General features: G+C 64.3%; 22 protein-coding genes. 13 read left to right on the top strand and 9 right to left on the bottom strand.

The window, feature by feature from the left end:
- Window positions 1-96 precede the first annotated feature (96 nt).
- Window positions 97-942 carry an SDR family NAD(P)-dependent oxidoreductase gene (locus tag NR126_RS02095; protein WP_256829582.1) on the bottom strand — a complete coding sequence of 282 codons (846 nt, stop codon included), beginning with the start codon at window positions 940-942 and terminating at the stop codon, window positions 97-99.
- Window positions 943-1,090: 148 nt separating this feature from the next.
- On the opposite strand from NR126_RS02095, the gene NR126_RS02090 reads away from it, so the two are divergent.
- On the top strand, window positions 1,091-2,005 hold the full coding sequence (locus NR126_RS02090) for a LysR substrate-binding domain-containing protein (protein WP_256829581.1): 915 nt from the start codon (window positions 1,091-1,093) through the stop codon (window positions 2,003-2,005).
- 3 nt (window positions 2,006-2,008) lie between these two features.
- Here the strand turns inward: NR126_RS02090 and NR126_RS02085 are convergent, their stop codons facing one another.
- Window positions 2,009-2,176, bottom strand: a complete 168-nt coding sequence (locus tag NR126_RS02085; protein ID WP_256829580.1) for a DUF2986 domain-containing protein — start codon at window positions 2,174-2,176, stop codon at window positions 2,009-2,011.
- 143 nt (window positions 2,177-2,319) lie between these two features.
- Between NR126_RS02085 and NR126_RS02080 the strand changes: the two genes are divergently transcribed.
- The 10 genes from NR126_RS02080 (at window position 2,320) to NR126_RS02035 (ending at window position 13,971) form a co-directional block, all read left to right on the top strand.
- The gene (locus NR126_RS02080; RefSeq protein WP_256829579.1) at window positions 2,320-4,047 is read left to right on the top strand and encodes a PAS domain-containing sensor histidine kinase; all 1,728 of its coding nucleotides are present in this window, start codon (window positions 2,320-2,322) and stop codon (window positions 4,045-4,047) included.
- A 7-nt stretch (window positions 4,048-4,054) separates the two neighbouring features.
- Window positions 4,055-5,401, top strand: a complete 1,347-nt coding sequence (locus NR126_RS02075) for a sigma-54 dependent transcriptional regulator (protein ID WP_256829578.1) — start codon at window positions 4,055-4,057, stop codon at window positions 5,399-5,401.
- Between the two features lie 229 nt (window positions 5,402-5,630).
- Window positions 5,631-6,947 (top strand): ABC transporter substrate-binding protein, encoded by a 1,317-nt coding sequence (locus NR126_RS02070; protein ID WP_256829577.1) that lies wholly within the window; start codon window positions 5,631-5,633, stop codon window positions 6,945-6,947.
- Between the two features lie 27 nt (window positions 6,948-6,974).
- Entirely contained in the window at window positions 6,975-8,309 is a 1,335-nt protein-coding gene (locus NR126_RS02065) for an ABC transporter substrate-binding protein (protein WP_105755212.1), read from the top strand.
- Between the two features lie 67 nt (window positions 8,310-8,376).
- Window positions 8,377-9,276 (top strand): branched-chain amino acid ABC transporter permease, encoded by a 900-nt coding sequence (locus NR126_RS02060; RefSeq protein ID WP_027620818.1) that lies wholly within the window; start codon window positions 8,377-8,379, stop codon window positions 9,274-9,276.
- Window positions 9,276-10,235 (top strand): branched-chain amino acid ABC transporter permease, encoded by a 960-nt coding sequence (locus tag NR126_RS02055; protein ID WP_256829576.1) that lies wholly within the window; start codon window positions 9,276-9,278, stop codon window positions 10,233-10,235. The genes NR126_RS02060 and NR126_RS02055 overlap by 1 nt, the downstream gene beginning before the upstream one ends.
- Complete coding sequence (locus NR126_RS02050; protein WP_256829575.1) at window positions 10,232-11,002, top strand: ABC transporter ATP-binding protein; 771 nt, start codon at window positions 10,232-10,234, stop codon at window positions 11,000-11,002. Before NR126_RS02055 ends, NR126_RS02050 begins: the two co-directional genes overlap by 4 nt.
- Window positions 10,999-11,646, top strand: coding sequence for an ATP-binding cassette domain-containing protein (locus tag NR126_RS02045; RefSeq protein ID WP_256829574.1), 648 nt, complete (start codon window positions 10,999-11,001; stop codon window positions 11,644-11,646). The genes NR126_RS02050 and NR126_RS02045 overlap by 4 nt, the downstream gene beginning before the upstream one ends.
- A 5-nt stretch (window positions 11,647-11,651) precedes the next feature.
- Window positions 11,652-12,806 (top strand): iron-containing alcohol dehydrogenase, encoded by a 1,155-nt coding sequence (locus tag NR126_RS02040; RefSeq protein WP_256829572.1) that lies wholly within the window; start codon window positions 11,652-11,654, stop codon window positions 12,804-12,806.
- 10 nt (window positions 12,807-12,816) lie between these two features.
- Window positions 12,817-13,971, top strand: a complete 1,155-nt coding sequence (locus NR126_RS02035; protein ID WP_256829571.1) for an iron-containing alcohol dehydrogenase — start codon at window positions 12,817-12,819, stop codon at window positions 13,969-13,971.
- A gap of 58 nt (window positions 13,972-14,029) precedes the next feature.
- Here the strand turns inward: NR126_RS02035 and NR126_RS02030 are convergent, their stop codons facing one another.
- From NR126_RS02030 to gfa, 3 genes are all read right to left on the bottom strand, one after another.
- On the bottom strand, window positions 14,030-14,476 hold the full coding sequence (locus tag NR126_RS02030) for an RES family NAD+ phosphorylase (RefSeq protein ID WP_256829568.1): 447 nt from the start codon (window positions 14,474-14,476) through the stop codon (window positions 14,030-14,032).
- Window positions 14,473-14,922, bottom strand: a complete 450-nt coding sequence (locus NR126_RS02025) for an antitoxin Xre/MbcA/ParS toxin-binding domain-containing protein (protein ID WP_105755218.1) — start codon at window positions 14,920-14,922, stop codon at window positions 14,473-14,475. The genes NR126_RS02030 and NR126_RS02025 overlap by 4 nt, the downstream gene beginning before the upstream one ends.
- A 106-nt stretch (window positions 14,923-15,028) precedes the next feature.
- The gene (gfa, locus tag NR126_RS02020) at window positions 15,029-15,607 is read right to left on the bottom strand and encodes an S-(hydroxymethyl)glutathione synthase (RefSeq protein WP_027620826.1); all 579 of its coding nucleotides are present in this window, start codon (window positions 15,605-15,607) and stop codon (window positions 15,029-15,031) included.
- Window positions 15,608-15,885: 278 nt separating this feature from the next.
- On the opposite strand from gfa, the gene NR126_RS02015 reads away from it, so the two are divergent.
- Window positions 15,886-16,617, top strand: a complete 732-nt coding sequence (locus tag NR126_RS02015) for a lytic transglycosylase domain-containing protein (RefSeq protein ID WP_256829566.1) — start codon at window positions 15,886-15,888, stop codon at window positions 16,615-16,617.
- A 7-nt stretch (window positions 16,618-16,624) separates the two neighbouring features.
- Here the strand turns inward: NR126_RS02015 and NR126_RS02010 are convergent, their stop codons facing one another.
- The 3 genes from NR126_RS02010 to NR126_RS02000 all read right to left on the bottom strand — a co-directional run bounded on the left by NR126_RS02010 (window position 16,625) and on the right by NR126_RS02000 (window position 19,170).
- A complete protein-coding gene (locus tag NR126_RS02010; RefSeq protein ID WP_027620830.1) occupies window positions 16,625-17,086 on the bottom strand; it encodes a hypothetical protein in 462 nt (153 codons plus the stop codon).
- Window positions 17,087-17,160: 74 nt separating this feature from the next.
- Window positions 17,161-17,724 (bottom strand): hypothetical protein, encoded by a 564-nt coding sequence (locus tag NR126_RS02005; protein WP_027620831.1) that lies wholly within the window; start codon window positions 17,722-17,724, stop codon window positions 17,161-17,163.
- 219 nt (window positions 17,725-17,943) lie between these two features.
- Window positions 17,944-19,170, bottom strand: a complete 1,227-nt coding sequence (locus NR126_RS02000; RefSeq protein ID WP_256829565.1) for an MFS transporter — start codon at window positions 19,168-19,170, stop codon at window positions 17,944-17,946.
- A 239-nt stretch (window positions 19,171-19,409) separates the two neighbouring features.
- On the opposite strand from NR126_RS02000, the gene NR126_RS01995 reads away from it, so the two are divergent.
- Complete coding sequence (locus NR126_RS01995) at window positions 19,410-20,126, top strand: cyclopropane-fatty-acyl-phospholipid synthase family protein (RefSeq protein WP_256829564.1); 717 nt, start codon at window positions 19,410-19,412, stop codon at window positions 20,124-20,126.
- Window positions 20,127-20,309: 183 nt separating this feature from the next.
- Here the strand turns inward: NR126_RS01995 and NR126_RS01990 are convergent, their stop codons facing one another.
- The gene (locus NR126_RS01990) at window positions 20,310-21,338 is read right to left on the bottom strand and encodes an NADP-dependent oxidoreductase (RefSeq protein ID WP_256829563.1); all 1,029 of its coding nucleotides are present in this window, start codon (window positions 21,336-21,338) and stop codon (window positions 20,310-20,312) included.
- Window positions 21,339-21,395 lie beyond the last annotated feature (57 nt).

Below are 21,395 nucleotides of genomic sequence, written 5' to 3'. Positions count from 1 at the left end.
AGTGGGGGTTTTGCAGTGAGCACCAAACGGGTGAACGACATGAAATCTGTGTGCCAGCCTACCGGCGATGAAGGTGATGCGGTGTGGCCGATGGCCTCAACACTCCCGAATCCAGTCCCAACGCTGGGCAATCTGTTCGGGGCTGTTGGCCTGCACACGGGTGAGGTCGACGGGGTAGTCAACGTCCGGGTGTTCGGTAAAACGGGTGGCAGTAAATTGGCCGTTGCTGGCGCGCAGGATATAGCCACTGTGACGGCATTGCGGCGAGGCCAGGAAAATCACCCCCGGCACCACCCACTCAGGCTTGAGGTTCTGCGGCTCGCCGGTCTCGCCCCACATCCGCGTCCTGGCCACCGGCGAAATGGCGTTGACCATGATGTTGTCCGCCGCACCTTCCATGCTCAGCGCATTCATGATCCCCAGTTGCGCCATCTTGCCCGCGGAATAGGCCACCAGCCCCGCCTGCGCATACTGCTGGTACATCGCCCGGTCCGAGGTGGTGAGGATCACCCGCGCGTCGCTGGCCTGGCGCAGATAGGGCCATGCATGTTTGCACAACCATATGGGGGCATGGACATTGATCTCCAGCGCGCGCCCGAGAAACGCTGCGTCAGTGCTTTCAATCCCTTGATAACCCACCCAGCCGGCATTGTGGATCAGGATATCCAACTGCCCGAACGCTTCGATGGCGGTCTCGACCAACTGCCGGCAGCCGGCTTCGCTGGACAGGTCGCCGTGATGGCCGACCACTTTGCAACCCTCGGCCTCCAGCATCTGCGCCGCCTGCAAGGCGATCGAGGTGTCGCTGCCGGCGCCGAGCGGATCGGCGCCGATATCGCTGATCACCACATTGGCCCCACGCCTGGCCAACTCCCGTGCGTAGCTCAAGCCCAGGCCGCGGCCCGCGCCGGTGACAATGGCGGTTTTTCCTGTGAAGTTCATTGCATGCCCCAGCCGAATATCTCCCCACCATAACAATGGCTATTCGGCTTGTTTAATACTAATCAGCGACGCACTTGATACCCTATGCATATCAGAGGCTTGTCTGCCGACCCAAGCCTCGACCCGCACAGCCGAAGGACCCCCTGCAATGATCGAAACCCGTCTGCTCCGGCAGTTTGTCGCCGTGGCCGAGGAGCTGCACTTCCACAAGGCCGCGCAGCGCCTGCACATGGCTCAGCCGCCGCTGAGCCAGGCCATCAGCCGCCTGGAAGGCAAGCTGGGTTTCAGCCTGTTCATCCGTGACAAGCGTGAGGTCAAGCTGACGCCGGCGGGCAACGCCTTCCTCAGCGCCGCCTACCGCACCCTCAAGGAACTGGAGCAGGGCGTCGAGCATGCGCGTCAGGTGGCGGCGGGTGTTGCCGGCAAGTTGACGATCACCTCGGTGTCGATTTCCGGCTATCCCTCATTGCTCAACAGCCTCAGGCAGTTCCGCCAGGAACTGCCCCAGGTGCAGTTGGTGATCAGGGAAATGCCCTCGGCCAAGCAGGCCGACGCGATTGTCGCGGGGGAGGCCGATATCGCGTTTCGCCGCCGCCTGCCGATGACCGCGGCGAATATCGAAACGCGCCTGGTGCTCGACGAGCAGATCGTCATTGCGCTGCCCGCTGATCATCCGAGGGCCGGGGGCGGGCCGGTGCAGTTGGCGGATTTCGCTGAGGATGACTTCGTGTTCACCCCACCGGGCCTGGGCATCGGCTATTACAGCCAGTTGATCGCCCTGTGCGACGCCGCAGGGTTTTTTCCGAAAGTGGTGCAGGAGGCGGCGCAGATGCAGACCCTGGTGGGGCTGGTGGCCTGCGGTTTTGGCGTGGCCCTGGTGCCGGAATCCATCGCCAACACGGTGGCGGGGGACAAGGTGGTGTTTCGCGCACTGGCCCCGGTCAGCGCCGCCGGCAACCCCGCCGTGGGGCTGTACATGAGCTGGCATGCGCACAACCCTTCACCGCTGATCGAGCGCTTCATGGCCCTGCTCGACTTCAGTCACGAGCCGCACATCGAGTGAGGCTCAGCTGTCGACGCTGGCGCTGATGCCGGCGTCGTCGACCGTCTCGGCCGCCAACTTCAGGCGGTCGGCCTTGCTGATGTACTTGGGCTTGTTCTTCGGCGCCAGCTTGGCACTGGCCTTCTTGGCGTGGCTTTCGAGTAACTGCTTGATTTTCTTGCGACGGTTCATGGTCTGCGGCTCGGCGGGTGAAGGGACGAATGATATCAGCTTTGTGGCGTTCGGCAGATGGCGCGGGCAACGGCGCCATGGACAACTGCGACCTGCGGTCCTTATGCTCCCCCGACATCACATGAACAACAATTACAAAGCCCATGGATATCCAACTCTCCGCGCGCCCGTTCTGGCGACGCCTGGCCCGGCCGCGCCGCAGCCTGGTGGCGCGCTATACCCTGCTGTCGATCGTGGTCATGGGCCTGGCGCTGATTGGCCTGGCGGTGCTCTATGAGCAACTGGCCAAGGACCTGCTCAACCGCCTGACCGGTGAACGCCTGGATGCCCAGGCGCTGTCCACGGCGAATCGCCTGTCGTCGTTTCTCGACGATCGTTTCTACCAGCTCTCGGCCTTGTCCAATCACCCCAACATGCCGGACTTCATCGCCGACCCGACGCACCCGGCCGGTGATGTCGATGCCTTGCTCAAGCTTGAAGGCGAGCTGCCGTTTCTCTACGGCGTGCTGTTTTTCGACGAGCAGGATCGCCTGCTCAAGGTCTTGCCCGGGCAGGCCGCATCGGGCGCGCCGTACTGGGGCCGCGAAGCCTGGTCGCTGGACGGCCTGGCGCGCCAGCGGGTCGGCGATGTCGAGGTGATCGGCCCGCTGCTGCCTCAGGCTGGGCGCTCGGGCTGGCTGCTGATCCGCAAGACTGTCCGTAACGGCCGCCAGGATCACCGCGTGAGCATCGGCCTGCATTTGCGGCTGGCTTCCCTCAGTGAACTGCTGGTCAGCAGCGGCCTGAACGGAGTGGTCACACCGTTGCTGCGGGTGCCGGGCGGGGCGTTTATCGATGCCACCGGACGCCAGGTCAAGGCACCTGGCGATTGGCGCGAAGGCCCGGTGATCCTGCCCGGCTGGCAAGTGGTGTTCAGCGTGCAACCGGGGGCGATCCTCAAGCCGCTGGACGATGCGCGCGGCTGGTTGTACCTGGTGGCCGTGGGTTTTATCGGCTTTATCCTGATTGTCTTCTTCACCCTGTCGCGGCAATTGCGTACGCGGGTCGGCTCGCTGGTGGAAGGGGCGCATCAGTTGTCTTCGGGGGATCTGCGCTATCGCCTGGCGGAACAGGCCCATGACGACGAAATCGGTCGGGTCACCCGCGCCTTCAATGTCATGGCCGGGCGTCTGGCGGATGTCATGGAGCGCACCGTGCGCGCGGAAAAACTCGCGGTGCTCGGCACCTTCGCCACCGGCGTCGCCCACGAGGTGCGCAACCCGCTGGCGACCATGAAAACCACGGTGCAGGCCTTGCTCCGCCGCGAACAGGAAAGCCAGCGCCGCGAACTGCTCAGCGACCTGTGCCAGGAAATCGACCGGCTGTCCCATGTCACCAGCGACCTGCTGGAATACGGCCGGCCTCACCCGGCAATTCCCCAGGCGGTGGACCTTGAAACCCTGATGGCGCGCACCGTGCGCCTGGTTACGCCCGAGGCCGAGGCCAAGGGCGTTGAGTTTTCCAGCCGCTGTCAGGCTGGCCTGCAACTGTGGGTCGACCCGGATCAGGCCCAGCAAGTCCTCCTCAACCTGTGCCTCAACGCCGTGGAAGCCAGCGAAGCCGGGCAGGCGGTAGTGCTCGCCGGCCAGGCCTGGGGCGAGCGGGTTTGGGTGACCGTGGTCGATCAGGGCTGCGGCATTCCCGCGACCGCGCTGGACCAGGTGCGGCAACCGTTTTTTACGCTCAAGGCCCGTGGCACCGGGTTGGGCCTGAGCATCTGCCAGCAATTGCTGGAAGCCAACGCCGCGCGCATGGAACTGGCAAGCACCCCGGGCGCCGGCACCGTGGTGACCCTGGATTTCCCCGCGCCCGCCGCGACTTATCTGAAGTGAGCGACCGATGTCCGAAACACATGTACTGATCGTCGATGACGAAGCGGCGCTGGTGCGCTCGTTGAGCTACGCCCTGAGCAGCGAAGGCATGTTGCCCCGCGCGGTGTACAGCGGCGAGGCGGCCCTGGAGCTGCTGGCCGACAGTAAGGTCGAGGTGGATATCGTCCTGCTCGACCTCGGCCTGCCGGGCATCGACGGCATCGCCACCCTCGACGGCCTGCGCAAATTGCGGCCAGACCTGCCGGTGATCATGATCTCGGCCCATGGCGACACCCGCGCCGCCGTGCAGGCAGTCAAGGGCGGCGCCACCGACTACCTGACCAAACCCTTCGAACTCGACGACCTGCTGGCGACCATTGGCGCGGCCCTCGAGCGGCCCGGCGCCGTCGCCAGCAGCACGGCAGAGCAGGGTGCCTTGCTCGGCCAGAGCCTGGTCATGGCCAACCTCAATGCGGCGCTGCAACGGATCGCCCGCAGCTCGGCGACGCGGATCCTGCTGCTCGGTGAATCCGGCACCGGCAAGACCCTGGTGGCCCAGGCACTGCACGCCAACAGCTCGCGGGCCGGCCAGGCGTTTATCGAGGTCAACTGCGCGGCGCTGCCGGAGCAATTGATCGAAGCCGAACTGTTCGGCTCGGAGAAGGGCTCCTACACCGGCGCTCACCAGAAGCGCATCGGCCTGGTGACTCAAGCGCACCAGGGCACGTTGTTCCTCGATGAAATCGGCGAGCTACCGCTGGCCTTGCAAGCCAAGCTGCTGCACTTCCTCGAGAACGGCAGCTACCGTGCGGTCGGTGCCGGCCAGGCCAGCAGTGCCGATGTGCGGGTAGTGGCAGCGACCAACCGTGACCTCGCCGAAGATGTGCGCCAGGGGCGTTTTCGTGAAGACCTGTTCTACCGCCTCAACGTCATCACCCTGGACATTCCGGCGCTGCGCGAGCGCGGCGACGACATCCTGTTGCTGGCCAGGCATTTCGCCGCGCATCAGGGCCGCGAGGAAAAAGTCGCGCCGATCGTCTTTGCCGCCGACAGCGCCGCCGCCCTGGTCCGCCATCGCTGGCCAGGCAACGTGCGCGAGCTGAAAAACCTGATCGAACGCCTGACTATCCTGCTGCCCGGGCAAATCATTGGCAGCGCCCAGTTGCCGGCCCATCTGCAATCCGCCGAGCCGGCGCCGGCCTCGCTGGCGGCGCTGGATCACCAACTGGAGCGGGCCGAGCGCGAGCTGGTCAGCGATGCCCTCAGCCGCAGCGCCGGGCACAAGGGCCTGGCCGCCGATCTGCTGGGGATTTCCCGGCATGCGCTGAAGCGTCGCCTGCAGCGCCTGGGCATCGAGCGCGGCGATGAGCGCTAACCGCTCAACCGCGCGCGCGGCTTGAGCGCCAGCCGCTCAACACTGCTCGCCATACGCCGCGTCGGTCATCGTCGCGGCGCCTCCCGATACTCGCCAAGTACCACGCAAAGCCTCGTCGCAGAGCGCTTTCGTGGTATTTCAGGGTGCCTGATGCAAAGGCTGGCACAGCCTTTGCGATAACCCTTTCGCTAACCGACAAGAGGCGTCCCCGAACGCCCCAAGGGATTTTATGCAACTGCCGTTTTCCCACCTGCCGATCGTTGTCGCCCTGAGCGGCCTGCTGCTGGCTTACGCCGGAGCGGTGCAGGCCGGTCGCGTCGAATTGGGCGCGCCTGCCGCGCAGGCCGAGCTGACCCTCGGTTGCCTGTACCCGATGACCGAGCGCGCAGCGATCTACGGCCAGGACAGCATCGCCGGGATCCAGGTAGCCCTGAGTGAATTGCAGGCCCAGCGCGACGCCGGTGAGGCGATTGCGCAGATGCGTGTGATCATCGACGACGACCAGTCCAAGGCGTCCTACGGTGTCAGCCTGGCCCGCTCCTTCATTCGCAAGGACGGCGTGCAGGTGCTGTGCGGCATGGTCTCTTCGGGTGTGGCGCTGGCGGTCAGCCAACTGGCCCGGGACGAAAAAGTGCTGATGATCGGCACCGATCACGCCTCGTCGCGCATGACCCTGGAAAGCGGCCATCGCTATTACTTTCGCGTGACCAACGACACCTGGACGTCGATGGCCGCCGGCGCTCATTACCTCAAGGCGCTGCAGGCGAAAACCGGCTGGAAGCGCCTGGCCTTTATCGGCCCCGACTACGAATACGGCCACGTTTCGCGGGACGACCTGCACGAAGCGTTGCGCCAACTCGGCGTACAGTTCGACGACGTCACCGAACTCTGGCCACGCCTGTACGAGCCGGATTACTCGGCCTACATCGCGGCCCTCGAGCAGGCGCGTCCGGACATCATCGTCTCGGCCCTGTGGGGCGGCGACTTCCACGCCTTCGTCAAGCAGGCGGCGGGCACTCGGCTGTTCGAGACCTCGCGCCTGGCCAACTTCGATACCGGCGGCAACTACGACTTCCTGGTCTCCTTGGGCGATAAGGCGCCGCCGGGGCTGATCCTTTCCGCGCGCCACCACAACAACTGGCCGCAGACCGCGCGCAATCGCTCCTTCGTCGAGCGCTTCCACAGCCTGACCGGGCGCTACCCAACCTACGCCGCCGAAGGCGCCTACACCGGAGTGATGGTGCTGGCCGCCGCCAGCCAGAAGGCCGGCGCCACTGACACCGAATCCCTGGTCACAGCCCTCGAAGGGCTGGAGATCGCCTTGCCGGAAGACCCGCCGGGCTTCGTCTCGCGGATCGATCCGCTGACCCACCAGATCCTGCAGACCCAGGCCGTCGGCACCCCGGTGCGCAACAGCGATTACCCGCCAGCGCAACTGATACTCGGCGAGTGGTCGGTGTATTCCGCCCAAGACCTGCTGCCCGATCCGGCCGTGCGCGCGCGTCGCCAGGCCGGGCCAACCCATCCCGAGGGGCACGCCCCTTAGCTTCAGTAACCCGTAATGGAAATGACCATGAACAACTATAAGAAAAGCGTCCCGCACACCCGCAAGGCACTGACCCTGGCCCTGGCATTGGCCACGGCAGGTCTCGCCACTGGCCTCAGCGGCAGCGCCGTGGCCGCCGAAAATGGCAAGTTCCGCATTGGCGTGGTGACCTTCCTTTCAGGTCCCGCCGCCGGCCCGTTCGGCGAGCCATCGGCGAATGCCGCCAGGCTGCTGGTGGAAAACCTGAACCAGGGCAAGCTGCCCGCACCCTACGACAAGCTGGGGATCAACGGCGCCGAGATCGAGATGGTGATCATCGATGAGGCCGGCGGTGCCGCCAAGCAGGTCGAAGAATTCCGCAACCTGGTGCAGCGCCAGAAGGTCGATGCGGTGGTCGGCTACATCTCCTCCGGCGATTGCCTGGCCATCGCGCCAGTGGCCGAGGAGTTGGGGGCAATGACCGTGTTCTATGACTGCGGCACCTCGCAACTGTTCAGCGAAGACAAGACTCCGCAATTCGTGTTCCGCACCAGCCTCGACGCTGCCGTCGACAACATCGGCGCCGCCCGTTACCTGGCCAAGACCCGTCCGGAGGCCGTGCGCGTCGGCGGCATCCAGCAGAACTACGCCTGGGGCCAGGACAGCTGGAGCGACTTCACCCTGTCGATGGCCCAGGTCATGCCCAAGACCCAGGTGGTCGAATCGCAAATGCCCAAAGTGTTCCAGGGCCAATATGGCGCGGAAATCTCGGCGCTGTCGGTCAAGCGTCCGGACATCATCCACTCCAGCTTCTGGGGCGGTGACATGGAGGCCCTGGTGCTGCAGGCCAACGCCCGTGGCCTGCTGGAAGAAGCCACTGCGGTGCTGACCTGCGGCGAATCGGCCCTGGCGCGCTACAAGGACCAGGCGCCCAACGGCATGATCATCGGCGGTCGCGGCCCGTTCGGCGCCTTTGCCCCGCAGAATCCGCTGAACAACTGGTTCACCGACGCCTATCAAGCGGCGTACAAAGCCGCGCCGACCTACCCGGCGAGCAAGATGGCGCAAGCCATCCTCGGCCTGAAATTCGCCGCGGAAAACGCCAAGGCCGAGGCCGGCAAGGTGCCGGCGCCGCTGGAAATGGCCAAGGCGTTCAAGGGCGCGACCTTCGAATCGGTGTCCGGCACCGTGCAGATGGCCCGCGCCGGCGGCCACCAGGCGATGCAGGGCATTGCCTACGGTGAGTACCACTACGACAAGGCCAGCAAGCAGGGCAGCGTGCAGAACGTCATCGCCTTCGCCGGCGAGTGCGTGACTCCGCCGGACGGCACCAGCGCCCACGACTGGATCAAGGCCGGTTTCCCGGGCGCGCAGTGCAACTGATCGTCTTGCACAGCTGACTGATCGTGGCGGCCGCCCATGGCCGCCACTCTTGCCAAGGTAGAACCTTATGCTGAGTCTTTATGCGGTGCTGATCGACGGCGCCATCTATGCCTCGTGGCTGTTTCTGGTCGCGGCGGGGCTCACCGTGATCTACGGTGTCATGCGCATTCTCAACATGGCCCATGGCAGTTTTTATGCCATTGGCGCCTATGCCGCCGCCTCGCTGGTGGGCTGGTATTTCAATAACGGTGTGGGCCCGGTGTGGGTCGGCTACCTGATGATGCTCGGTTGTGCGCTGGCCGCCGGGTTGGTGGTCGGGCTGCTGATCGAGCGCGGCCTGCTGCGTTTCATGTACGGCCGCGACGAAGTGCTGATGGTGATCATCACTTACGCCTTGCTGCTGATCCTCGAAGACGCGATGAAGATGATCTGGGGTGTCAACCCGTACTTTGCCTATCAGCCTTACGCCGAAATGGGGCGCAGTGTGCTCGCGGGGCTGAAAGTCTCCAACTACGACCTGATGCTGGTGGGGGTGTCGCTGGTGCTTGGCTTCGGTCTCTGGCTGTGGCTCGAGCGCACCCATCAGGGCAAGGTCCTGCGTGCGGTGATCCATGACCGCGAAGTGGCCCAGGCCATGGGCGTCAACGTGCGCAAGGTGTTCACCCTGGTGTTCGTCCTTGGCACCGTGCTCGGCACCCTGGCCGGGGCACTGACTGCGCCGGCGATTTCGGTGGCGCCGGGCATCGGCGTGGAAATCATCGTGCTGGCGTTCGCCGTGGTGGTGATCGGCGGCATGGGCAGCATCGAAGGCGCGGCCCTTGGCGCCTTGCTGGTGGGTCTGAGTCGCGCGGCTGCGGTGCACTACGCGCCGCAATTCGAACTCTTTGTGATCTATGGCGTGATGGCGCTGGTCCTCGCGGTGCGCCCGCAAGGCCTGTTCGGTCGCGTGCTTGCGAGGAAAATCTGATGCGCCTGGATAAAACCGAACTGATTCTGCTCGGCGTCGCCGTGCTGCTGGCCGCCGCCGGCCTGATCGCCCCGCAATGGCTGGTGTTCCTGCTGACCATGGCGCTGGCCAAGTCGATGGTGGTGCAAGGCGTGGTGATGCAAATGCGCGCCGGCCTGGTGACCTTCGGCCAGGGCCTGTACTTCTGCATCGGCGGCTACGCCGTGGGCATGAGCGGGCACTTTCTGTCCATCGGCGATCTGCCGACCCTGCTGCTGATCGGCGTGGGGGCAGCGGTCGCTTTGGCCATGCTTCTCGGCCTGCTGATGACCCGCTACCGCGAGATTTTCTTCGCCATGCTGTCGCTGGCGTTCTCGATGATCCTCTACGGCATGTTGGTGAAAAGCCCGGCCCTGGGCAGCACCGACGGCTTCAACGTCAAGCCCTGGACCCTGTTCGGCTGGAGCCCGGCTGCCGGCCAGGCTCCGCTGGCCTTGTTCGTCATCATCGTCGCGGTCACCGCGGTGCTCGCGGTGTTGCTGCACCGCTATGGGCGCAGCAGCGCCGGGGCGATGTGCGAGGCGATCCGCGAGAACGAAGTGCGGGTCGAGTACCTCGGCCAGTCGCCGCGCTGGGTGCTGTACATGAACTACGTCGCCGCAGCCGGGGTATCGGCGCTGGGCGGTGGCTTCATGGCCCTGGCCGCCGGGCATATCGACCCGGAAATGGCTTACTGGATCACCTCCGGCGAGTTCGTCTTCATCGCCTTGCTCGGCGGCACCGCTCACGTCGCAGCGCCGATCATCGCGGCAATCCTGTTCGCCGTGGTGCGCACCTACGCCATCGAACTGGTGCCCCACAGCTGGCAGATGATCCTCGGGATCACCTTGCTGGCCATCATCATCTTTCTGCCCAAGGGCCTGTGGAGCCTGTTCAGTGGTCAGGCCCGTGCGGCCAAGGCCGTGGAGGCCAAAGTATGAATTGCATTCTGGAAACCCGTGGACTGTACAAGGAGTTCGGCGCGGTGACTGCCGCCAAGGACGTCAACGTGCGCATCAGCAAGGGCGAAGTGGTGGGGGTGATCGGCTCCAACGGCGCCGGCAAGACCACCTTCATCAACATGGTCACCGGCTACCTCAAGCCCAGCCGAGGTGAAATCCTCTTCAACGGCCAGTCGATCATCGGCCGCACGCCACGGGCGATCACCCGTGCTGGCATGGCCCGTTCGTTCCAGGTCGCGCAGTTGTTCCCCGAACTGACCGTGCTCGACAACCTGCTGATTGCCCTGGCCGGCGCCGAGTCGCCGTTTCCCTCGTTGCTGCGGCCGTTGCGCAATGACGCGCGGATCGCCCGCGCCGAGGCAATTCTCGGCGAGTTCAGCATCCTCGCCTGGCGCGACAACAAGGTCACCGCCGTACCGCAAGGGGTGCGCAAGCTGATCGACATCGCCATGGCGCTGATCGGCGATCCGCAAATGCTGCTGCTCGACGAGCCCACCAGTGGCGTCAGCGCCGAAGAGAAAACCCAACTGATGGACACCGTGATGCAAGTGGTGACCCGGCATCAGGTGACGGTGCTGTTCGTCGAACATGATATGGACGTGGTGCGCCGTTACGTCTCGCGGATCCTCGCGTTCTACAGTGGAGAGGTGTTGGCTGACGGTCCGCCGCAAACCGTATTGGCCAACGCCCGGGTCCAGGAACTGGTGACCGGCGGCCAACGGGGCCACAAGGAGGCAACCGCATGAGCCTGGACATTCGCAACCTCAACGTCGCCATCGAATCGGTGCCGATCCTGCACGACGTCTCGCTGAGCGTCGGGGCCGGGCAGATGGTCGGTTTGATCGGCCACAACGGCGCCGGCAAGACCACCCTGATTCGCACCCTGATGGGCCTGCTCGATGCCAGCTCCGGCTCGATCCACTTCGCCGGCAACGACCTGCGCGCCCAGCCCGGTTATCAGCGAGCGGCGAGCGGCATCAGCTACCTGCCGGAAGACCGCCGGCTGATTCCGGCGCTGACGGTGCAGGAGAACATTCTGCTGCCGGTGTGGGCCAACAAGCTGCCGGGCAGCGCCGAGCGCCTGGAGTGGGTGTACAGCCTGATCCCGGAAATCGCCCAGTTCCGCGATCGCCGCGCCATGCAACTGTCCGGCGGCCAGCAAAAACTGGTGGCCCTGGCCCGGGCGTTGATGCCGGGTAACCGGCTGTTGATCCTCGACGAACCGTTCGAGGGCGTGGCGCCGGTGCTGTCGCGGCGGCTCTCCGAAGTAATCGCCCAGCTCGGACAGGAAGGCCTGTGCGTGCTGATCTCCGAATCCGATGACACCCATTCCGCTGACCTGGTTGATGCGCTGTACCGCATCGAGCGCGGCAGCGTGCGAGCAGGATAATCCGCATGTCGAACTTTACTTTTGAAACCACCCCACGGGTGATCTGCGAAATCGACGGCGCCTTGCGCCTTGGCGCGCTGTGCCGTGAACTCGGCGCCACCCGAGTGCTGCTGGTCAGCGACCCGGGGCTGCAACGCGCCGGCTTGCTCGATGCACCGCTGCAGGCGCTACGCGATGCCGGGGTCGACGTCACGCTGTACAGCGACGTACAGGCCGATCCGCCGCAAGACTCGGTGCTCGACGCGGTGGCGGCTGGGCGCAATTGCCAGGCCCAGGCGGTGATCGGCCTGGGTGGCGGCAGCTCGCTGGACACCGCCAAACTGGTGGCGCTGCTCTGCGGCCATGAGCAGGCACTCAGCGATATCTACGGCATCAACCTGGCCAAGGGGCCGCGCCTGCCGCTGATCCAGGTGCCGACCACCGCTGGCACCGGTTCCGAAGTCACGGCCGTGGCCATCGTCACCACCCCCAGCCACGAGAAGAAGGGGGTCGTCAGCCCCTTGCTGTACCCGGATATCGCCTTGCTCGATGCCCGTCTGACTGTCGGCCTGCCGCCGGCGGTCAGTGCGATGACCGGGGTTGATGCGATGGTCCATGCAATCGAGGCCTACACCAGTCAGCACAAGAAAAACGTGCTGTCCGACGGCCTCGCAGTGCAGGCCCTGCGCCTGCTGGGGGGCAACCTCGATCGGGTGCTGGCGCAGCCGGATGACCTCGAGGCGCGTTCCGCCATGCTCCTTGGTTCGATGCTCGCCGGCATGGCGTTCGCCAACGCGCCGGTGGCGGCGGTGCATGCACTGGCCTATCCGTTGGGCGGGCATTTCCATGTGCCCCATGGTCTGAGCAATGCGCTGGTGCTGGTGCCGGTGCTGAACTTCAACCGCAGCGCGGCGCAGGCGCTGTACGCCGAACTGGCGGCAAGCGTGCTGCCTGGCCAGCGTTTCGACGATCCGGCGCAAGCCTGCGAGGCCTTTATCGGCTTCATGACCGCACTGGTGCAGCGCATGCCGTTTGCCCAGCGCCTGGCCGAGGTCGGGGTCAGCGAGGCCGACCTCGATCGCCTGAGCGACGACGCGATGAAAGTCGAACGTCTGCTGATCAACAACCCGCGCCCGGTCAGCCGGGAAGACGCCCGGGCCATTTACGCTTCGGTGCTGTGAGGAGATGGCGATGAATCATGAGTTCAGAAGCGTGCCGCGGATCGTCTGCGCGGCGGGTGCCTTGCAAGGGATTGGCCAGGTGTTCGCCGGGCTGGCGGTGCGGCGGGTGCTGTTGGTGTGCGACCCGGGCATCGTCAAGCTCGGCTTCGCCGCCCGGGCCTGTGCCGCGTTGGAGGCGGCCGGTTGCAGCGTGGCAGTGTTCGATCAGGTCGTTGCCGACCCGCCGGCAGCGGTGGTCGAACAGGCGGTCAGCCAGGGCCGGGCATTTGCCGCCGATGGCGTGCTTGGCCTGGGTGGCGGCAGCTCGCTGGATGCGGCCAAGCTGGTGGCGTTGCTGATCAACAGCGAGCAAACGCTGCCGGAGCTGTACGGCAGCGACAAGGCTCACGGCCAGCGCCTGCCACTGGTACTGGTGCCGACCACGGCCGGCACCGGCTCGGAGGTGACCTGGGTTTCGGTGATCACCGACGCAGAGCAGCGCAAGCAGGCGGTGTATTCGGCGCAACTGATGCCGGACGTGGCGGTCCTCGATCCACTGCTGACCCTCGGCCTGCCCGCTGGCGTCACCGCCGCCACCGGCCTTGACGCCATGGTCCATGCGATCGAGGCCTACACCAGCCGCACCCGCAAGAACCCGATCGCCGATGGCCTCGCCACCACCGCCCTGCGCCTGCTTGGCGGCAACCTGCGCAAAGTGCTGGCCGACGGCAGCGACGTCGCCGCGCGTTCGGCCATGCTCCAGGGCTCGCTGATGGCCGGCATGGCCTTCGTCAACGCCTCGGTGGCGGCGATTCACGGCCTGGCCTATCCACTGGGCGCCCGCTTTCACATCCCTCACGGCCACGCCAACGCACTGGTGATGGCGCCGATGATTCGCTTCAACCTGCCAGCGGCGCAACGGCAGTACGCCGAACTGGCCGCGCACCTGCTGCCCGAAGCCCGCTTCGCCGACGAAGCCAGCGCCGCCCAGGCCTTTGTCGAGGCCATCGAGGCGTTGGTACGCGACAGCGGGCTGGAAACCCGGTTGTCGCGGTTGGGTATCGATGAGGACTCGATTGCGCCGATGGCCAAGGATGTGGTGACGGGGTTGCAGCGCCTGATCGCCAGTAATCCGAGGGACATGGACGAGGCGCAGGTGCAGGCGATTTATCGCGGGATCTACTGAGAATAGGGGGCAGCCAGCCAGGGTGGGTGGCTGCGCCTGGGGATCAGTTCTCGGCCTTTCAGGTTTTCTTGAACAGTCGATTATCGAACCTGAACGGTTCCGAGCGCAGCGTGACCTTGGCCGCGTCCGGGTGCAACGGGTTGTACAGGTAGTTGAGCGAGTAGGGCATGATCGCGCTCGGCACTGGCAGCAGCAGGGCAGGACCCTCCACCAGAAACGAATCACCCAGTGCCCGGCTGTGCCGCTGATCGGCGTCCCAGTCTGACTTTAATGTTGGCGCCGGGGCCATGCTGACATCGTCGGGCAGTTCAACCGTCAGCAACTGAAATGTCTCAGGCAGGTCCTCCTGATCAATCTCCATGTGCACCAGAATCTCCAGCATCGCCCCGGCCGGGGTGCCCGCCAGATAAACCACCGGCCGCCCGGCTGTGTGCCATCGCCCGCTGGCGAGGACGCCGCCACGCCCGGACAGGTCGGCGTACCCACTGATACGCCAGAGGATCAAAAGGCAAATCCCTCTGCCAGTTGAATCAGCATTTCTTCCACCTGCCGCGTGCCCTGGACCGTCGACAACATGGCCATGGGGGCAATGCCCTGGAACCGTTCCTTGGGTTTCGAGAGCCAGCGCTTGGCCTTTTCGTTGTTGCCAAACACAGCGTCTGCCATGGCGGTAATGTGGGCGGTGCGATACAAACGATCGCTCTCGTCGACCGTGAGTCGCTGGTCTTTGGCAATCCGCGTCTTCAGGGTTTTCAGCGGGATGATCAGATCGCGCTCAAACGGGGTCACCTCACCCAATTCAACCAGCTTCATCACGGTGTTGGCTGCAAAGCCGCCCTGGATAAGGATGTGAATTTCCAGATCGGAGGCATCGTCAGGGATCTGCAACAGGTCCTGTAACCGTGCGCGGTAGGCACCGTAGGCGGGTTCACGCATGATTTCGGCGAGCATGGCCATCTCCTGAGTGATTCGGCATATGCCGTATAATGAGCGGCATATGCCGAGTTTGCCAGCCCTTATCGACCACCGGTTGTTTCCGGACAGGCAGCCAACTCAATCAGGCGCCGGGAAGCAGACCTTTCTGTTTGGCGACATGGGTCGCCAGCGCGTCCATTAAATCCGGCGACAGGCAGTCATAGGGTTCCAGGCCAAGCGAGCGCAGGCGCTCGCGGATGGCCGCCATCTGCGCGGGAGGGGTGCCGGTCTCGATGATCGAGGAGACGAACGCCGCGAACCCCGGCGCCGCCCATCCGCTTTGCGGCGACAGCTCGGTGTGAACGAAGTCCAAGCCATAAAACGCGTGGTCCTTGTTCTCGATGCGTCCGAAAAGATGGGCGTGACACCGCGTGCAGGCGTGGCGCTGAATGGTTGCAGCTGGATCGACAATCGCCAGTTTTTCGCCGTGGGCAATCACGCTGACCTTATCTCGCGGCACCACGGCGATGACCGCGAACGTCGCGTTCTGCGGCTTCCAGCATTTGCTGCAACCGCAGGCATGGTTATGCAGGGTTTGCGCATCGATTCGGACCTCGACCTTGTCGGTCGCACACAGGCATTGCAGGGTGCCACCGCTGAAGTTCGCGGCGGCGGGCTGGATTTCGTTGTCCAGGGTTGGGTGGAGGGGAAAGGTGCTCATGCTGGCGTCTCCTTTGTAGAGGGGCAGACACCTAAGAATAGCCTGCGCCGGCAGCTGCCTATTGCCGCACAGTTATAGGGGCAGAGATTTGTGGGAGCGGGCTTGCCCGCGAAGAAGACGCTGCGTTATTTGATCTTTGCGCTTATCCCGCTTATCCAGAAGACCGGTTACAAGGGCCAGGACCAGGGGTATAACTGGCAGAACAACAGGCGGTCACCCGGCAGCGCCCGGGCCAGGCGCCCCAGGCCTGATCGGCGCCGGCGGCGCGGAGCAATGTGATGAGTTGCAGAGCGTGGCGATGGGCTCGCAAGGGCCTTCCTGGCTGCATCGCGCTGGCCTTGCTGGTCGCTCCGCTGTGCGCTCGCTGCACTCAGGTCAATGGCGCGGCGGATGCCGCTGCGAATCCCATGGCCGTGCCACAGCTTGTGCGGCCAGGCGACGCTGGTGCCATGCGGATTCGGGTGTATACGTTCCTCCACAAGGGCGTTCGGCAATACGTCAGCCGGCGCCCCGAAGGCATCTCCGCGCGGGTCGATGTCCTTGAGCTTTATTACATCAAGGGCTGTTATCTGTGCATGGCGCCGAAGGATTTCAAGGTCGCCTCACTGAGGCTGGACACCCAATCCTATCGTCGCGAGATCGAAGCCGCTGCCGGTCAATACGGTGTCGACAGGGCGCTGGTCCGCGCCGTGATCCATGCCGAATCGGCGTTTCGCCCCAACGCCATTTCCATCGCCGGTGCCCAGGGCCTGATGCAATTGATGCCCGCCACCGCCGAGCGCTTCGCCGTGGACAATCCGTTCGACCCTCGACAGAACATTCGCGGTGGCGTGCGCTATCTGGCCTGGCTGCTCAGGCGCTTCAACGGCAACGAGACGCTGGCGTTAGCGGGTTACAACGCTGGCGAAGCCTCGGTGGTCGAACACAACGGGGTGCCTCCGTACGCGGAGACCCAGTCCTACGTCACCCTTGTGCGGTCGTTGACCGAACGCTATCGCCGGCAGCGGTAGGGCTGAATCAAATGACGGAAAACTGCTTTGATGCGCTAATCAGGCGCTGGTACTGACGCAGCTGTCGGTTGGCGCTGCGGATGTCCAGAAAGAATATCTCGGCGCTGCGCCAAAGCAGCATCCACGCGGTGACGGTAACGACGCCCACGGGGATAGTGCCTTCGATACCCAGCGCCGTGCCTGCCAGCACCAAGGCCAGTGCCAGACCCAGGAGCGTCAGCGCTACCAGCCGCTGGGCACGAATATCCCCTTTGAGTTGTTCGCTCTTCTGCGCAAAGGTATTGCCGATGGCCTGCTGCAGGCGCTCTCGCTCAGCTTCCGGACAGCGAATCTGCAGCGTCAACTCAGGGTGGTACCAGGCGCTCTCCATGAGGTAATCCACCAGTTCGGCGCTCAGCTTGGGGGTGTCTGGCGAGGCGAACGGATTGAGGTAGTCAGCGCTGATGGTCAGATCGATTTTTTGACTCATAACGACCCTTTGGCTGTTGAGTGGTGGACGCAGGCTGCAGAGTTCGAAACAAGGCTACGTGGGACGTGTGATTGCTAGGTCAGCTTCAGTCGTTCAGCGGCATAATCCTTGCCCGCTGCAGTCAGCTCAAAGGTGGTGGAGCCGAACGTCCCGCGTGTCACATTCTGATTGAGCAGCCGCTTGGCCTGGAGTTGTTTGAGACCGAGTTCCACTTCTTGCGTACTGAGGGAAACCAGTTTGCAGACCGAGTGCAGGTTGGCGATTTTTCGGCAGTGCGCGTGATAGGCCAGCGCTTCGAGCAGCAGCGTTTGATTATCGGTCAGTTGCAGAGGTTGTGGGGCGGTGGCTTTCCTGGCTCTACGCGCTGTCCCATGGGGCTCGCCGTTCAAGGCGTAGGTGCTTCGAGCCTGGAAAATCGCTATGCAGAGCAGGCTGGTCAGGACCGCGATAATCAACAACAGCAACCAGTTCGGCACCGAGGTTTTCAACACCAGCCAATCGGCAAAACCTGCGAGCCAGCCCGTGGTCAGTTCGAAGTAATCGGCGAGCAGCATGACCGCCACCCCAGCCATCAGGAAAACTCCCGACGAGGCAATGGCCTTGAACCTGAGCGAGGAGTGCTTGCCTTGGGCTGCCATGGTGAGGGTCTCTGCTGCGCGAACAGAATCAAGCAAGCATAGCAGCGCAACAGCGGACTTCGAGCGCAGGAGGTGCCGACTCGAGGGCGCTTGCTTTGTTGTTGAGACGTTATGTCTCTGGCGACCAGGGTGCTTGGGCAAGGCTTACGGGACTGCGTACAGTCCCGTAAGCGGCATCGAGAGCATCCATCGCCTTTACAGCGGCAAGGCGCTCATGGCTCAGGCCGGCTGCACCGCCAGCCGGTTGCTGACATTGCGCCCCAGCACCAGCACCGTGACAAAGCCGCAGCCCACCAGGGCGGTGGCCAGGCTCAACAACACCGAGCTGCCCATCTGGTCGACGATCTGCCCGCCGAAGAACGAGCCGAGGGCGATGATCACCTGGAACAGCGCGACGAACAGCGGCATGCCGCGCTCGACGTCCTTGGGTGCGACGACGAACATCCAGATGCTGGCGCAGGCCGGGAAGGCGCCGAAGGCAAAACCCCAGAGGCCGATCAGCAGCGCGGCGCCGGTCATGCCGGTGGCGAAGTGCGGGAACAGCGCGGTGCTGACGCCGAGCATAATCGCGACCAGCATCAGGGTGTGACGCACGCTGCGGTTGGCGGCGAAGCCGGCGAAGATGTTGCCCAGCACCCCGGCCACGCCGTAGAGCAACAGCAGCGAGCCAATGGTCGGGCCGTCGAAGCCAGCGTTCTGTTTGAAGAACGGTGCGACGTAGGTGTAGGCGGCAAAGTGTGCGAGGCCGATCAGCAACACGGCGATCAAGCCCACCCGCGCTTGCGGATTGATAAACAGCGCCGGCAGGTCACTGATGCGAATCGCCTTGTCCGGCGCCAGCCGTGGCAGCAGGAACACCTGCGCCAGCAGCACTGGCACGCCCACCAGCGCGGTGACCAGGAAGGTCATGCGCCAGCCCATCAGGCCGCTGAGCCAGGTGCCGACCGGCACGCCGAGCACGGTGGCCAGGGTCACGCCGACCATGATGATCGAAGTCGCCTGCGCCACCCCCACGCCCTTGGGCGCCAGTCGGCTACTGAGGGCAATGGCCGTGGCCCAGAATCCGCCGATGCTGATGCCCAGCAGGACGCGACCGAACAGCAGGAGGCTGAAGTCGCTGGCGTAGGCCACCACCGCGTTGGCGATGATCATGATCAGCGTCAGGCCGATCAGCAGGTAGCGTCGGTCCATTGCACCGATGCCCACCGACAGCAGGGGCGCGGCGAGGGCGGCCATGATCCCGGGCAGGGTCACCATCAGCCCGGCCTGGCCGGCGCTGATACCGAGATCGCTGGCGACATCGTTGAGCACGCCGACCGGCAGGAACTCGCTGGTCACCAGTGCGAAGGCGCCGACGGCGACCGAGAGAATCGCCAGCCACTGCTGTTTGACGCTCTGTTGATTATGTTCGGGGACCTCGTGAGAGGTAGGGCTGATGCTGGGCATGGGCTTGATTTCCAAGGGGGATGGCGCCTGGAACAGGCGAAGGAGCGGGGGGAATTGCCGGCGATTATAGGGACCGATACTGACATGTCGACAGGCGGCGCTCTCGATATTAATCATCACTGGGATTGATTAGACGCGGGTCACCTCGCATTCCCGACGGGAATACACTGGATAAAATGATTGAATTTTTCATGGCGCCGGGTCTGGCGTAGGGTGGTTGGAGGACATGGAGAACTGCCTTGAACACACCCACAGTCAACGCTGCAGAAAAGTTTGATCGCTCGCGTGCTGACGAGTACGGACGCCAGAGTCGTATTGCCCTGGCCGGTTACGACGCCTGCCAGGATTTGGCGGCCTGCATGTTGGCCGCCAGCCTTGGGCCGGGTGGCGCGGCCAGGGTCTTGGTGGTCGGCGCAGGCGGCACGGCTCAGGAAATCATTGCCATGGCCCGGCTTGAGCCGGGTTGGCGCTTCACCGCCGTCGACCCCTCCGAGCCGATGCTCGACGCCGCCCGGCAGCAGCTGCAGGCCAACGAGTTGCTCGACAGAGTCGACCTGCACCTGGGCCAGGTCGAGGACCTGCCGGCGGATCAGCCATACGACGCGGCGACCTTGATCGGCGTGTTGCATCATCTTCCGGGCGACGCTGCCAAACAGCAAATATTGCGCGCCATCCAACTCCGTCTCAAACCCGGCGCCCCCTTGGTGGTGGCCGGTAATCAATACGCCTATGCCAGCCAACCGCTGCTGCTGGCCGCCTGGGGACAGCGCTGGCGGCAATATGGTGCGAGCGCGGATGAGGTCAAGGCCAAGCTCGGGAAAATCCTTCAGGGCGCTGATCCCCCGCATTCCGAAGCAGCGGTGCACAAGCTCATGCACGAGGCCGGCTTCGGCGATGCCACGCGGTTTTTCAGCAGCTTGTTTTGGAGTGCGTGGTTGACCTGCAAAACCCTTTGACACCCCCAGTAGGAGCCGGCTTGCCGGCGAAGGCGTCGGTTGTGGCGATGCAAGGCTTGTGGCCGCCTTCGTTGGCAAGCTGCCCGCGATCAGGCTGGCCCACAGTGGATTGCATCGAACTTCGCGAAAGGGCCTCGCAGGGCGACGGCAGCAACGATGCGCAAACAATGGTCGCGGATGTGGTCAAGACGCTGGCGCAGTTGACCCGTGTTCCTGGCTGAGGGTCACCACGACCTTGCCTTTGGCCCGGCCCTGTTCGACATAGCTCAGTGCGTCCGTTGTCCGTTCGAAAGGGAAGGTCTGATCGATGATCGGCTTGATCACGCCTGCTTCGATCAGTGAAGTGATCTCCCGCAGTTGCGCGCCATCGGCGCGCATGAACAGAAACCTGTAGCTGACCCCTTGCTTGCGCGCCTTGCGCCGAATCCCGCTGCTCAACAGGCGCATCACTTGCCGTAGCCCCCAGGACAAACCTTGCTCCTGGGCGAACTCTGCAGTCGGCGGTCCGGAGATAGAGATCAGCTGTCCGCCAGGCTTGAGCACCTTGATCGATTGTTCCAGGACGTCGGCGCCAAGGCTGTTCAGGACCACGTCATAGTCGCGCAACTCGCTGGCAAAATCCTCTCGCGTGTAATCGATCACCCGGTCCGCACCCAGTGCCTTCAGCCACTCGACGTTGGCGCTGCTGGTGGTGGTCGCGACGAAGGCGCCGAGGTGTTTGGCCAGTTGGATAGCCAGCGTGCCGACGCCGCCAGAGCCGGCATGGATCAACACCTTCTGGCCAGGCTTGAGTTGCGCGCTAGTCACCAGCACTTGCCAGGCCGTCAAGGCGCTCAAGGGAATGGACGCGGCTTCGGTCATGTCGAGGTTGGCGGGTTTCAGCGCCAGGGCGTCCTGGTGCACGGCAATCCGCTCGGCGAAGCTGCCGATGCGACTCTCGGGAGGGCGTGCGTAGACCTCATCGCCGGCCTTGAACCGCGTCACCGCCGCGCCAACCCGCAGGACGATTCCGGCGAGGTCATTGCCCAATACCAAGGGCAGCGCGTAGGGCAGAATCGGTTTGAAGGCGCCGCTGCGGATCTTCGAGTCCAGCGGATTGACGCTGGCGGCGTGCACCTGGATCAGCACGTCATGGGCGCCAACCGTAGGCTCGGGCACCTCGCCAATGGCTCCGGTTTGCTGACCGTACCGCTCGATAAAAAATGCTTTCATGCCAAGGCTGCTCTGGTCGGTTGCACCGGGAACAGGGCCGTTCGCCGGCCCCATACC

The sequence above is a fragment of the Pseudomonas sp. Pse1 genome (assembly GCF_024519635.1).
Lineage (GTDB): Bacteria > Pseudomonadota > Gammaproteobacteria > Pseudomonadales > Pseudomonadaceae > Aquipseudomonas.
Note: the sequence above shows the minus strand (reverse complement) of the source record. Positions and strands in the feature narration are given on the sequence as shown.

Excerpts from the sequence above, each read along its gene's own strand:
- NR126_RS02015 (WP_256829566.1), top strand. The coding sequence starts at position 15,886 with ATGAGTTGCAGAGCGTGGCGATGGGCTCGCAAGGGCCTTCCTGGCTGC.
- NR126_RS02095 (WP_256829582.1), bottom strand. The coding sequence starts at position 942 with ATGAACTTCACAGGAAAAACCGCCATTGTCACCGGCGCGGGCCGCGGC.
- gfa (WP_027620826.1), bottom strand. The coding sequence starts at position 15,607 with ATGAGCACCTTTCCCCTCCACCCAACCCTGGACAACGAAATCCAGCCC.
- NR126_RS02060 (WP_027620818.1), top strand. The coding sequence starts at position 8,377 with ATGCTGAGTCTTTATGCGGTGCTGATCGACGGCGCCATCTATGCCTCG.
- NR126_RS02040 (WP_256829572.1), top strand. The coding sequence starts at position 11,652 with ATGTCGAACTTTACTTTTGAAACCACCCCACGGGTGATCTGCGAAATC.
- NR126_RS02000 (WP_256829565.1), bottom strand. The coding sequence starts at position 19,170 with ATGCCCAGCATCAGCCCTACCTCTCACGAGGTCCCCGAACATAATCAA.
- NR126_RS02010 (WP_027620830.1), bottom strand. The coding sequence starts at position 17,086 with ATGAGTCAAAAAATCGATCTGACCATCAGCGCTGACTACCTCAATCCG.
- NR126_RS02075 (WP_256829578.1), top strand. The coding sequence starts at position 4,055 with ATGTCCGAAACACATGTACTGATCGTCGATGACGAAGCGGCGCTGGTG.
- NR126_RS02080 (WP_256829579.1), top strand. The coding sequence starts at position 2,320 with ATGGATATCCAACTCTCCGCGCGCCCGTTCTGGCGACGCCTGGCCCGG.
- NR126_RS01990 (WP_256829563.1), bottom strand. The coding sequence starts at position 21,338 with ATGAAAGCATTTTTTATCGAGCGGTACGGTCAGCAAACCGGAGCCATT.
- NR126_RS02065 (WP_105755212.1), top strand. The coding sequence starts at position 6,975 with ATGAACAACTATAAGAAAAGCGTCCCGCACACCCGCAAGGCACTGACC.
- NR126_RS02025 (WP_105755218.1), bottom strand. The coding sequence starts at position 14,922 with ATGCTCGCCGAAATCATGCGTGAACCCGCCTACGGTGCCTACCGCGCA.
- NR126_RS02005 (WP_027620831.1), bottom strand. The coding sequence starts at position 17,724 with ATGGCAGCCCAAGGCAAGCACTCCTCGCTCAGGTTCAAGGCCATTGCC.
- NR126_RS02050 (WP_256829575.1), top strand. The coding sequence starts at position 10,232 with ATGAATTGCATTCTGGAAACCCGTGGACTGTACAAGGAGTTCGGCGCG.
- NR126_RS02085 (WP_256829580.1), bottom strand. The coding sequence starts at position 2,176 with ATGAACCGTCGCAAGAAAATCAAGCAGTTACTCGAAAGCCACGCCAAG.
- NR126_RS02035 (WP_256829571.1), top strand. The coding sequence starts at position 12,817 with ATGAATCATGAGTTCAGAAGCGTGCCGCGGATCGTCTGCGCGGCGGGT.
- NR126_RS02045 (WP_256829574.1), top strand. The coding sequence starts at position 10,999 with ATGAGCCTGGACATTCGCAACCTCAACGTCGCCATCGAATCGGTGCCG.
- NR126_RS02090 (WP_256829581.1), top strand. The coding sequence starts at position 1,091 with ATGATCGAAACCCGTCTGCTCCGGCAGTTTGTCGCCGTGGCCGAGGAG.
- NR126_RS02055 (WP_256829576.1), top strand. The coding sequence starts at position 9,276 with ATGCGCCTGGATAAAACCGAACTGATTCTGCTCGGCGTCGCCGTGCTG.
- NR126_RS02070 (WP_256829577.1), top strand. The coding sequence starts at position 5,631 with ATGCAACTGCCGTTTTCCCACCTGCCGATCGTTGTCGCCCTGAGCGGC.